Annotated in this window: 9 protein-coding genes; 7 read left to right on the top strand and 2 right to left on the bottom strand. The window is 73.5% G+C overall.

The features are described 5' to 3' along the window. Nucleotides 1–102 precede the first annotated feature (102 nt). Together AB0F71_RS38050 and AB0F71_RS38045 are read left to right on the top strand one after the other, a co-directional pair. A complete protein-coding gene (locus AB0F71_RS38050; RefSeq protein ID WP_360245270.1) occupies nucleotides 103–1,668 on the top strand; it encodes a PucR family transcriptional regulator in 1,566 nt (521 codons plus the stop codon). A gap of 160 nt (nucleotides 1,669–1,828) precedes the next feature. Next, on the top strand, nucleotides 1,829–3,271 hold the full coding sequence (locus AB0F71_RS38045) for an aldehyde dehydrogenase family protein (RefSeq protein ID WP_360245267.1): 1,443 nt from the start codon (nucleotides 1,829–1,831) through the stop codon (nucleotides 3,269–3,271). A gap of 56 nt (nucleotides 3,272–3,327) precedes the next feature. On the opposite strand, the gene AB0F71_RS38040 is transcribed toward AB0F71_RS38045, so the two are convergent. Further along, nucleotides 3,328–3,996, bottom strand: coding sequence for an NAD(P)-binding oxidoreductase (locus AB0F71_RS38040; protein WP_360245264.1), 669 nt, complete (start codon nucleotides 3,994–3,996; stop codon nucleotides 3,328–3,330). Between the two features lie 68 nt (nucleotides 3,997–4,064). Between AB0F71_RS38040 and dxr the strand changes: the two genes are divergently transcribed. From dxr to AB0F71_RS38015, 5 genes are all read left to right on the top strand, one after another. Continuing rightward, nucleotides 4,065–5,294, top strand: a complete 1,230-nt coding sequence (dxr, locus tag AB0F71_RS38035) for a 1-deoxy-D-xylulose-5-phosphate reductoisomerase (protein WP_360245261.1) — start codon at nucleotides 4,065–4,067, stop codon at nucleotides 5,292–5,294. Nucleotides 5,295–5,398: 104 nt separating this feature from the next. Further along, entirely contained in the window at nucleotides 5,399–6,703 is a 1,305-nt protein-coding gene (locus AB0F71_RS38030; protein ID WP_360245258.1) for a site-2 protease family protein, read from the top strand. 144 nt (nucleotides 6,704–6,847) lie between these two features. Then, nucleotides 6,848–8,008 carry a flavodoxin-dependent (E)-4-hydroxy-3-methylbut-2-enyl-diphosphate synthase gene (ispG, locus tag AB0F71_RS38025; RefSeq protein ID WP_360245255.1) on the top strand — a complete coding sequence of 387 codons (1,161 nt, stop codon included), beginning with the start codon at nucleotides 6,848–6,850 and terminating at the stop codon, nucleotides 8,006–8,008. A 277-nt stretch (nucleotides 8,009–8,285) separates the two neighbouring features. After that, nucleotides 8,286–9,161, top strand: a complete 876-nt coding sequence (locus tag AB0F71_RS38020) for a GNAT family N-acetyltransferase (protein WP_360245312.1) — start codon at nucleotides 8,286–8,288, stop codon at nucleotides 9,159–9,161. Between the two features lie 193 nt (nucleotides 9,162–9,354). Next, nucleotides 9,355–9,936, top strand: coding sequence for a GNAT family N-acetyltransferase (locus tag AB0F71_RS38015; protein WP_360245252.1), 582 nt, complete (start codon nucleotides 9,355–9,357; stop codon nucleotides 9,934–9,936). On the opposite strand, the gene AB0F71_RS38010 is transcribed toward AB0F71_RS38015, so the two are convergent. Then, on the bottom strand, nucleotides 9,933–10,898 hold the full coding sequence (locus tag AB0F71_RS38010; RefSeq protein WP_360245249.1) for an aminoglycoside phosphotransferase family protein: 966 nt from the start codon (nucleotides 10,896–10,898) through the stop codon (nucleotides 9,933–9,935). The genes AB0F71_RS38015 and AB0F71_RS38010 overlap by 4 nt on opposite strands. Between the last annotated feature and the right edge of the window lie 246 nt (nucleotides 10,899–11,144).

The following is an 11,144-nucleotide window of genomic DNA, read 5'->3' as shown; positions in this document are numbered from 1 at the left end:
AGGGGAAGAGACCCTCACCAGTCCCCCTGCTCCCCACTGCTCCCACTGCCCTTTCCTCGCCCGGCCGCAACGGCGCGGTCAGGTCGACCCTCCGAAGGTGCCATGCCCCCCACACTCGCCTCCGTCGTCCGCAACAGTTCGCTCCACCTGACGGTGCTCGCCGGTGCGGACCACCTGGAGCGGCCGGTCCGCTGGGTGCACACCAGCGAGCTGGACGACCCGACGCCGTTCCTGGAGGGTGGCGAGCTGCTGCTCACCACCGGTATCAAGCTGGGCCGCACGGCGGCGCAGTTGCAGGCGTACGTGCACCGGCTGGCCGATGCCGGGGTGGTCGGGCTGGGCCTGGGGGTGGGCCTGTCGCACACCGAGGTGCCGCAGCCGCTGGTGGACGCGGCGCAGCAGCGGGGTCTGCCGTTGCTGCGGGTGCCGGAGCCGACGCCGTTCATCGCGATCAGCAAGGTGGTGTCGGCGGCGCTGGCCGCGGAGCAGTACGAGGCGGTGACGACGAGTTTTGAGGCGCAGGAGGAGCTGACCCGGGCGGCGCTGGGCAAGGACGGCACGACGGCCGTGGTGCGCCGGCTGGCGGCCCGGCTGGGGGGCTGGGCGGCGCTGTACGACGGGTCGGGCGCGCTGTCGGTGGTGGCGCCGGACTGGGCGGCGCGCCGGGCGGGGCGGCTGGCGGCGGAGGTGGACCGGCTGCGCCGGCGGCCGGCGCCGTCGAGTGCCGCGCTGCAGGGGCGGTCGCCGGGGATAGACACGGCGGACGAGGACTACGTGGTGGTCCAGTCGCTGGGGGCGGACCGGCGGGCCCGGGGCTTCCTGGCGGTCGGGACCGAGGACCGGATCACGCCGACCGAGCGGTACGTGCTGAACGCGGCGGTGGCGCTGTTGACGCTCACCCTGGAGCGTTCGCGCGAGCTGCGGCAGGCCGAGGAGCGGATGGGCGCGGCGCTGCTGCGGATGGTGCTGGCGGGTGAGGTGGCGACGGCCCGGCAGGTGGCGGTGGGGCTGTTCGGCGGTCTGCCGGAGGGGACGATAAGGGTTCTGGTGGCCGGGGCGGGGCCGAACGCGGAGGCCGCGGAGGCCTTGGTGGAGCTGGGGGACCGAGCCGAGCAGGCGGGTGCCCGGGTGGGCGAGAAGCTGCTGGTGGCGCGGGAGGACGGTGCGCACGGGCCGCGGCTGATGGTGCTGGCGCTGGACAACGGCGCGGTGCACCGGGCCTGCCTGGGGGCGGTGGAGGAGCACGAGGGCCTGTCGCTGGGCGTCTCGGCGCCGGCCGCGTTGGAGGAGGCGGGGACGGCGCACGCGCAGGCGGAGCGGGCGTTGGCGGTGGCCCTGCGCGGTGGTCGCCGGTCGGTGGACCACGAGGAGGTCGGCGCCGGGTCGCTGCTGCCGCTGCTCGGTGAGGACGCGGTGACGGCGTTCGCGGAGGGGCTGCTGCGGCCGCTGCGCGAGCACGACCGGACGGCCCGCGGGGACTTGGTGGCCTCGCTGCGGGCGTGGCTGTCGCGGCACGGGCAGTGGGACGCCGCCGCGGCGGACCTGGGGGTGCACCGGCACACGCTGCGCTACCGGATGCGTCGGGTGGAGGAGCTGCTGGGCCGTTCGCTGGACGACACGGACGTGCGGATGGAGCTGTGGCTGGCGCTGCGCTCCGGCGAGGAGTAGCGGGGGTGAGGAGTAGCGGCCCCGGCTGGACGCGGTGGAGTGGCTCCGGGGCGGAACGCTCCTAGTCGGCCAATCCGGTCGGCCGGTCCGCGCACCTACCCTCGGGTTCGGGTCCCACGCCCGTGGGCCGTACGACGACGAGGAGAGGGCCGGTACCACGGTGACCACCACGTACGATTTCTGGCTCGCCGGCCGCCGGGCGAGCGGTGACGCCGATTTCGAGGTGCACAACAGCTGGGACGGCCGTCTGGTCGGCCGGGTCAGCGTGCCGACCGAGGCCCAGGTCGAGGAGGCGCTGGACGCCGCCGTGGCCGCGCTGCCGGTGTTCGCCGCGACCCCGGCGCACCAGCGGGCCGCCGCCCTGGACCACGTGGCCAAGCGGCTGGCGGAGCGCACCGAGGAGCTCGCCCAGCTGATCACGGCCGAGAACGGCAAGCCGGTCAAGTGGGCCCGCGGCGAGGTCGGCCGCGCGGTGTCGGTCTTCCGCTGGGCCGCCGAGGAGGCGCGCCGCACCAACGGCGAGACGATGCGGCTGGACACCGACCCGGGCGGCGTGGGCCGCTTCGCGGTGGTGCGCCGCTTCCCGCGCGGTGTGGTGCTGGGGATCGCCCCGTTCAACTTCCCGCTGAACCTGGTCGCCCACAAGGTCGCCCCGGCGATCGCGGTCGGCGCCCCGATCATCCTCAAGCCGGCCCCGGCGACGCCGCTGTCGGCGATGGTGCTGGGCGAGATCCTGGCCGAGACGGACCTGCCGGCCGGCTCCTGGTCGGTCCTGCCGGTGCCGAACGAGCGGATGCCGGCCCTGGTGCAGGACCCGCGCGTGCCGGTGATCTCCTTCACCGGTTCGGACAAGGTCGGCTACCAGATCATGGACTCGGTGCCGCGCAAGCACACCACCCTGGAGCTGGGCGGCAACGCCGCGGCCGTGGTGCTGGCGGACTGGTCCTCGGAGGCGGACCTGGACTGGGCGGCGACCCGGATCGCGATGTTCGCGAACTACCAGGGCGGCCAGTCCTGCATCTCGGTGCAGCGGGTGATCGCCGACGCGTCGGTCTACGACGCGCTGGTGGAGAAGGTCGTGGCGAAGGTCGCGGCGCAGGTCACCGGTGACCCGAACGACGATGCGACGGACGTCGGCCCGCTGGTCGACGAGAACGCCGCGAAGCGGGTGGAGTCCTGGGTGGACGACGCGGTCGCCAAGGGTGCCAAGCTGCTCGCCGGCGGGACCCGCGAGGGCGCGACCTACGCCCCGACCGTGCTGGCCGAGCTGCCCGCCGACGCGATCCTGGCCAAGGCCGAGGTGTTCGGCCCGGTGCTGTCGCTGCACCGGGTGGAGGGCGTCGAGGAGGCCTTCGCGGCGGTCAACGACTCGCCGTTCGGCCTGCAGGCGGGCGTGTTCACCCACGACCTGCAGACCGCCTTCCGGGCGCACCGGGAGCTGGAGGTCGGCGGTGTGATCATCGGCGACGCGCCGTCCTACCGGGCCGACCAGATGCCGTACGGCGGCGTCAAGGACTCCGGTGTCGGCCGTGAGGGCGTCAAGTACGCGATGGAGGACTACACCGTCGAGAAGGTCATGGTGCTGACCGGCCTCGACCTCTGAGGGACCGCTCGCCGCGGGGCCCGGTCCGGTTTTGCGGACCGGGCCCCGCGGCGCGTTCAGGCGCCGTGTCCGGCCGCGGCGGCGACCGCCTCGGCGACGGTGGCGTTCCCGGCGACCAGTTCCAGGGTCTGCCCGGCGGTGCCGGGTTCGTGCAGCAGGGCGGCCAGGACGGCGGCCACGTCGGCCCGGTCGACCGCGCCGCGGCCGACGGCGGGGGCGAGGCGGACCAGGCCGGTGCCGGGGCCGTCGGTGAGCCGCCCGGGGCGCAGCACCGTCCAGTCCAGCGAGGTGCGGGCGCGCACGGCGTCGTCGGCGGCGCCCTTGGCCCGCAGATAGGTCTCGAAGACCTCGTCGGCGGGGTGGCGGGCGTTCGCGTCGGCGCCCATCGAGGAGACCATGAGGTAGCGCCGGACGCCGGCGAGTTCGGCGGCGTCGGCGAGCAGGACGGCGGCGTCGCGGTCGACGGTGTTCTTGCGGGCGGCGCCGCTGCCGGGGCCGGCGCCGGCGGCGAAGACCACCGCGTCGGTGTCGGCGAGCAGGGCGGCGAGCTGCGGGGCGGTGGCGGACTCCAGGTCGAGCAGCAGCGGCTCGGCGCCGGCCGCGACGAGGTCCGGGGCCTGTTCGGGGCGGCGGATGATCCCGGCGGGGCGGTCGCCGCGGTCGGCGAGCAGCCGTTCGAGCGCGAGCGCGATCTGTCCGTGGCCCCCGGCGATGACGGTACGCATGGGTCCGACGGTAGCCCGGGTGTGCCTGGGCGTCCTGGGAAAGGTCTCGGACAGGACACAATGGGCGCATGACTTCGCTCGCCCACCCGCAGCTTCGTTTCACGCCCACCGTGGCGGACCCCTCCGGCCCCCGGGAGCTGGTGATCCTCGGTTCCACCGGGTCGATCGGCACCCAGGCCATCGACGTCGTGCTCCGCAACCCGGGGCGGTTCCGGGTGGTCGCGCTGTCGGCGGCCGGCGGCCGGGTGGAGCTGCTGGCCGAGCAGGCGCTGCGGCTGGGCGTGCACACCGTGGCGGTGGCCGATCCGGCGGCGGAGCCGGCGCTGCGCGAGGCGCTGGCGGCGAAGGCGGCGGGCCGTCCGCTGCCGGCCGTGCTGGTGGGGGCGGACGCGGCGACCGAGCTGGCCGCGCTGGAGTGCCACTCGGTGCTGAACGGCATCACCGGTTCGATCGGCCTGCGGCCGACGCTGGCCGCGCTGCGGGCGGGCCGGGTGCTGGTGCTGGCCAACAAGGAGTCGCTGATCGTCGGCGGTCCGCTGGTGAAGGCGGTGGCGAAGCCGGGCCAGATCGTGCCGGTGGACTCCGAGCACGCGGCGCTGTTCCAGGCGCTGGCGGGCGGTACCCGGGCCGAGGTCCGCAAGCTGGTGGTGACGGCGAGCGGCGGCCCGTTCCGAACCCGGACCAGGGAGCAGCTGGCCGGGGTGACCCCGCAGGAGGCGCTGGCGCACCCGACGTGGGCGATGGGCCCGGTCGTCACGATCAACTCGGCCACCCTGGTGAACAAGGGCCTGGAGGTGATCGAGGCGCACCTGCTGTACGACGTGCCGTTCGACCGGATCGAGGTCGTGGTCCATCCGCAGTCGGTGGTGCACTCGATGGTGGAGTTCACCGACGGTTCGACGCTGGCGCAGGCGAGCCCGCCGGACATGCGGATGCCGATCGCGCTGGGCCTGGGCTGGCCGGACCGGGTGCCGGACGCGGCGCCCGCCTGTGACTGGACCAAGGCGGCGACCTGGGAGTTCTTCCCGCTGGACGACGAGGCCTTCCCGGCCGTCGAGCTGGCCCGTGAGGTGGGCACCCTGGGCGGAACGGCGCCGGCGGTGTTCAATGCGGCGAACGAGGAGTGCGTGGAGGCCTTCCTGAAGGGCCGCCTCGCCTTCACCGAGATCGTGGACACTGTTGCCAAGGTCGTGGCCGAGCACGGGACCCCGGCGGCGGGAACTTCCCTGACCGTCGAGGACGTCCTGCACGCGGAGGACTGGGCACGTGCCCGGGCCCGCGAGCTGGCGGCGGGCTGACGGCCCCACTCCGGCGGCGGTGCCCGGCACGGCCGGGCCCGCGGCACGGCACGGATCGCGGTACGACCAGACGATGAGCGGAGCGGCATGACGGAGGACCAGCGGTGGCAACGGTTTTGACGGTGGTCGGCATCCTGGTCTTCGTGGTCGGATTGCTCGTCTCGATCGCCTGGCACGAGCTCGGCCACCTCTCCACGGCCAAGCTCTTCGGCATCCGGGTGCCCCAGTACATGGTCGGCTTCGGCCCGACCATCTGGTCGCGCCGGAAGGGCGAGACCGAGTACGGGATCAAGGCGATCCCCTTCGGCGGGTACATCCGGATGATCGGGATGTTCCCGCCGGGCGAGGACGGCCGGATCACCAAGCGCAGCAGTTCGCCCTGGCGGTCAATGATCGAGGATGCCCGTGAGGCGTCCTACGAGGAGCTCCAGGAGGGCGACGAGAGCCGGCTGTTCTACACCCGCAAGCCCTGGAAGCGGGTCATCGTCATGTTCGCCGGGCCGTTCATGAACCTGGTCCTGGCGTTCGGGCTGTTCCTGACGGTCATGATGGGCTTCGGCGTCACCATGGCGGTGCCGACCATCGGCTCGGTCGCCCAGTGCGTGGTCAAGGCCGGTCAGCCCACCGACACCTGCCCCGCCGACGCGCCCAAGACCCCGGCCAACGAGGTGGGCCTGCGCCAGGGGGACAAGGTGCTCTCCTTCGACGGCGACCGGATCCGCGACTACGACCAGCTCCAGGCGGACATCCGGAAGTCGGCGGGCAAGCAGGTGTCGATCGTCGTGGAGCGCGGCGGCCGGCAGCTCACCTTCACGCCCACCATCGCCGTCAACGACGTGCAGAAGTACGACGGCAACGGCGTGCCGGTGAAGGGCCAGACCGTCCAGGCCGGGTTCCTCGGGTTCACCCCGAAGAGCGAAACGGTCCAGCTCGGCCTCGGGCAGTCGGTCAACCGGATGTACGACATGGCCGAGAACGGGGTGAAGTCGCTGGCCGCCCTGCCCGGCAAGATCCCCGGGCTGTGGAACGCCGTCGTCGGCGACGCCCCGCGCGACCCGGACTCGCCGATCGGCATGGTCGGCGCCGCCCGGGTCAGCGGCGAGGTCTTCTCCTTGCACGAGTCGGCCACCCAGCGGATCGCGATCTTCGTGAACCTGCTGGCCGGCATCAACCTGTCGCTCTTCCTGTTCAACATGCTGCCGCTGCTGCCGCTGGACGGCGGCCACATCGCGGGCGCGGTCTGGGAGTCGGTCCGCCGCCGGTTCGCACAGCTGTTCCGGCGGCCCGACCCGGGCCCGTTCGACGTCGCCAAGCTGATGCCGGTCGCCTACGTCGTGGCCAGCATCTTCATCGGTTTCACCCTGCTGGTGATGGTGGCCGACCTGGTGAACCCGGTGAAGATCGGCTAGGGCGTTCGGGTACGGCGGGTGTGCTGGGCCCCCTGACCGTGCCGTACCGTGGAGGCCGGGTGCGCGATCGTCCGCGCGCCCGGCCTCGGCCGTCCCAACGGCCGGGCGGTCGACCACACCTCAACCCCGGGGAACCCTGCGCACATGACCGCGATCTCGCTCGGTATTCCGTCCCTGCCGCTCAAGCCGCTCGCCAAGCGCCGCTACTCCCGGCAGATCATGGTCGGCAACGTGCCGGTCGGCGGCGACGCCCCCGTCTCGGTCCAGTCGATGACCACCACCGTCACCTCGGACATCAACGCCACGCTGCAGCAGATCGCCGAGCTCACCGCGTCCGGCTGCCAGATCGTCCGGGTCGCCGTCCCCTCCCAGGACGACGCCGACGCGCTGCCGATCATCGCGAAGAAGTCGCAGATCCCGGTCATCGCGGACATCCACTTCCAGCCCAAGTACGTCTTCGCGGCGATCGACGCCGGCTGCGCGGCGGTGCGCGTCAACCCGGGCAACATCAAGGCCTTCGACGACAAGGTCGGCGAGATCGCCAAGGCCGCCAAGGACGCCGGGGTGCCGATCCGGATCGGCGTCAACGCCGGCTCGCTCGACAAGCGGCTGCTGGAGAAGTACGGCAAGGCCACCCCGGAGGCGCTGGTCGAGTCCGCGCTCTGGGAGTGCTCGCTGTTCGAGGAGCACGACTTCCGCGACATCAAGATCTCGGTCAAGCACAACGACCCGGTCGTGATGATCCAGGCCTACCGTCAGCTCGCCGCCGCCTGCGACTACCCGCTGCACCTGGGCGTCACCGAGGCCGGTCCGGCCTTCCAGGGCACCATCAAGTCCGCGGTCGCCTTCGGCGCGCTGCTCGCCGAGGGCATCGGCGACACCATCCGGGTCTCGCTGTCGGCCCCGCCGGCCGAGGAGATCAAGGTCGGCAACCAGATCCTGGAGTCGCTCGGGCTGCGCCAGCGCGGGCTGGAGATCGTCTCCTGCCCGTCCTGCGGCCGCGCCCAGGTGGACGTCTACAAGCTCGCGGAGGAGGTCACCGCCGGGCTGGAGGGCATGGAGGTGCCGCTGCGGGTGGCCGTCATGGGCTGCGTCGTGAACGGGCCCGGCGAGGCCCGTGAGGCCGACCTCGGGGTCGCCTCCGGCAACGGCAAGGGCCAGATCTTCGTCAAGGGCCAGGTGATCAAGACCGTTCCCGAGTCGAAGATCGTCGAGACCCTGATCGAGGAGGCGCTCAAGCTCGCCGAGCAGATGCAGGAGGAGGGCGTCGAGGCCGGTTCGCCGACCGTCGTCGCCGCGGAGTGACCGCTGAGCGGTCACGTGGGCGCGGGGTGGCCGTCGGGCGGTCGCGTCGTTGCGAGGTGGCCGTCGGGCGGTCGCGTCGTCGCGGGGTGACCGTCGGGCGGTCGCGTCGTCGGGGAGTGACCGCTGAGCGGTTCGAATGCGGGTGCAGCGTAGTTTTCCGGAAGCGGGGCCGTCCGTTCGCGGACGGCCCCGCGGCCGTAGCCGGGTGGGGCCACGGAGTAGGGTGCGGCCAGAGTCGTCTCAGTGAGGTGCTGTCTCGATGATCGATCGAGGTGTGATGCTCCCCAGCTCCTTCCATGCCGCCCGGGCGCTGGCCACCACCCGCGTGCTGGAACCGCCAGACCTGGCGGACGCCCTGGAGATCCTCCACCGCGACCCGGTCGCCAACGCCTTCGTCGCGACCCGGGTCGAGGCCGTCGGGCTGGACCCGTGGCGGCTCGGCGGGGAGATGTGGGGCTGGTACGGCGCGGACGGCGTGCTCGACGCCCTCTGCTACGCCGGGGCGAACCTCGTCCTGGTCAACGCCGGGCCGCAGGCCGTCGCCGCCTTCGCGGAGCGGGCCCGGCGGCAGGGCCGGCGCTGCTCCTCGATCGTCGGCCCGGCCGGGGCGACCGCCGCCTTCTGGGCCCTGCTGGAACGGAGTTGGGGCCCCGCGCGTGAAGTCCGGGGCCACCAGCCGCTGTTGGCGACCTCCTCGCCGTCCGCGGAGATCGCGCCCGACCCGCTGGTGCGGCGGGTGCGGCGCAACGAGGTGGAGGCGCTGATGCCCGCCTGCGTGGCGATGTTCACCGAGGAGGTGGGGGTGTCGCCGCTGGCCGGCGACGGCGGGCTGCTCTACCAGGCCCGGGTGGCCGAACTCGTCACCACCGGGCGGTCGTTCGCGCGCTTCGCCGAGGACGGCCGGGTGGTGTTCAAGGCGGAGATCGGAGCCGTGACCCAGGGCGCCTGCCAGATCCAGGGCGTCTGGGTGGCACCCGAGCACCGTGGCCAGGGGCTGTCCGAGACCGGGATGGCGGCCGTGCTGGACGTCGCGCTGCGCGAGGTGGCGCCGGTGGTCTCGCTGTACGTCAACGACTTCAACCTGCGGGCGCGGGCCGCGTATCGACGGGTCGGGTTCCGGGAGGTCGGGGCGTTCATGAGCGTCCTGTTCTGACCTCGCTCCGAGGGTTCCGGGCCGGGGGCCCGGGCGGGTGCCGGGGCGAGTGCCGGGGCAGGTGCCGGGGCGAGTGTCCAGCCGAGTGCCCGGGAGCGGGGCGGTGTTGGGGCGCGGTTCGCCGGTGTTTCGCCGGTTGTTGGGTTCGGATCTTCGGCCGCGCCACAGGGCCGCTGGTAGTAACGTCCGGAGCATGGATCAGCTGACCGGGGTGACGATCGAGGCCATCGACCTCGCGGCTTGGGCGCCGCAGGCGCTGGACGTCCAGGCGGTGGCGTTCGGGCTGACGCCCGAGGAGGTCGCGGTCCGGCTGCACATCGTCGGTCGGCACGCCCGGCAGCCCGGGGTGATCGCCTTCGGGGCGATGAGCGGCGGCCGGCTGGTCGGGTTCGGGTACGGGATGCCGAACCAGCGGGACCACTGGTGGAGCACCGTCATCGAGCCGTATCTGACCGCCCGGGGCTACGGGGACTGGCTGGACGGCGTGTTCGCGGTCACCGAACTGCACGTGCTGCCGGAGTTCCAGGGCCAGGGTGTGGGCTCGCGGCTGATCCGGCTGCTGTGCGAGGGCTCGGGCCTGGATCGCAGCATCCTGTCGGCGATCGACGCGGAGACACCGGCCCGGCGGCTCTACCGGGCGTTGGGCTACCAGGACCTGGCCCGGGCGGTGCGGTTTCCGGCGACGGACCGGCTGTACGCGGTGATGGGGGCGCGGCTGCCGTTGCGGCGGCCCGGGGATGTGGCCGGGTTCGGTTCGGCCGGGGGCCCGTCCTAGTCGGAGAGGTGGTCGGCGAACTCGAGGTGGAGTTCGGCGTCCTCGAGGCGGCCTGTGGCCAGTGCGCGAAGGGCCAGGTCGACGGCGCGGAACAGGGTCCAGCCGCGCAGGCGGTCCCGGTCGACGTCGAGGGCGTCGGCGAGTTGCTGGAGCCTGCGGCGGACCGCGGCCGGGGCGCCGGGGGAGCCGATCAGGGTGTCCGCGCGGTCCAGGGCGAGCCGGGCCAGGTCGTAGGCGCGCTCGCCGGTCAGCGGGCGGGGGTCGATGGCCAGCCAGGGGGCGCGGTCGGCGGCGAGCACATTGCCGTGGTGGAAGTCGCCGTGCAGCAGGAGGTTCTCGTCGGCGGAGGCGGTCAGGGCCCGGGCGGTCGCGAGGGCCTCGTCGATGAGGGGCTGGGCGGCGGCCGCGGCGGGGTGGGTGCGGTGCTCTGCGAGGCGGGCGGCGGTGTCGGCGACCCGGTCGGCGAGGGTGGGCAGCGCGGTGGCGGTGGGCAGTTCGGTGCCGGCGGGCGGCTCGGTGCCGGCGGGCGGCTCGACCCAGAGGCGGTGCAGCAGGCTGGTGGCCTCCAGCATTGCCTTGGCCTCGGCGAGGGAGCGCAGCGGGATGTCGCCGTGCAGGCGCTCCAGGAGGAGGACTCCCGCGGCCGGGTCGGCGTCGAGCAGCAGTACGGCGCCGCGGCCGGCCCAGTGGGTGAGCGCGGTGTGCTCGTGGGCGGTCTCGGGGGTGACCAGTCCGGCCTTGAGGACGGCGGGGGAGAGGTCGTCGCGGTGGACGTACGCGATCAGGCTGAGGCTGCCGCCGGGGTCCAGGGTGCGTTCGAGGGTGAGGTTCCAGCGGGCCAGGTGGGTGGTGACCGCGGTCGGCAGAGCGGCGAGCCACTGGCGGCCGGGCTCGCCGTGGGTGGCGGTGACGGTGGTCGTCAGCCAGGTGGGGGCGGTGAGCTTTGGGGCGGGTCCGGGCATGGGTCCATTGTCGGGGCATGTGGGGGCCGCTGCGCGGGGCTGGGGTGGGGGTGTGGGCTTTCGGGAGGGTGGGTGGGTCCGGGGGCGGTTCCGGGGGTGGGCGCTCCGGGGGGCTGGATGATTTTCGGACCGCCGACCCTGTGGGCACATGGCTGGGCGCCGTTGGCGGTCTGAAAATCACCCGTCACGCCCCTCTCCGCACCCACCCCCTCCACCGCCCCCTCCCGCAGCGCGTCCCTCTCGCCT

The sequence above is a fragment of the Kitasatospora sp. NPDC028055 genome (genome assembly GCF_040637885.1).
Taxonomy (GTDB): Bacteria; Actinomycetota; Actinomycetes; order Streptomycetales; family Streptomycetaceae; genus Kitasatospora.
The sequence above is the reverse complement of the archived record's forward strand: the minus strand, read 5'-3'. Positions and strand labels throughout refer to the sequence as shown.

Bases quoted from the DNA above. Each gene is read 5' to 3' on its own strand.
- AB0F71_RS38015 (WP_360245252.1), top strand. From the start codon at position 9,355: ATGGATCAGCTGACCGGGGTGACGATCGAGGCCATCGACCTCGCGGCT.
- AB0F71_RS38040 (WP_360245264.1), bottom strand. From the start codon at position 3,996: ATGCGTACCGTCATCGCCGGGGGCCACGGACAGATCGCGCTCGCGCTC.
- AB0F71_RS38050 (WP_360245270.1), top strand. From the start codon at position 103: ATGCCCCCCACACTCGCCTCCGTCGTCCGCAACAGTTCGCTCCACCTG.
- ispG (WP_360245255.1), top strand. From the start codon at position 6,848: ATGACCGCGATCTCGCTCGGTATTCCGTCCCTGCCGCTCAAGCCGCTC.
- AB0F71_RS38010 (WP_360245249.1), bottom strand. From the start codon at position 10,898: ATGCCCGGACCCGCCCCAAAGCTCACCGCCCCCACCTGGCTGACGACC.
- dxr (WP_360245261.1), top strand. From the start codon at position 4,065: ATGACTTCGCTCGCCCACCCGCAGCTTCGTTTCACGCCCACCGTGGCG.
- AB0F71_RS38020 (WP_360245312.1), top strand. From the start codon at position 8,286: ATGCTCCCCAGCTCCTTCCATGCCGCCCGGGCGCTGGCCACCACCCGC.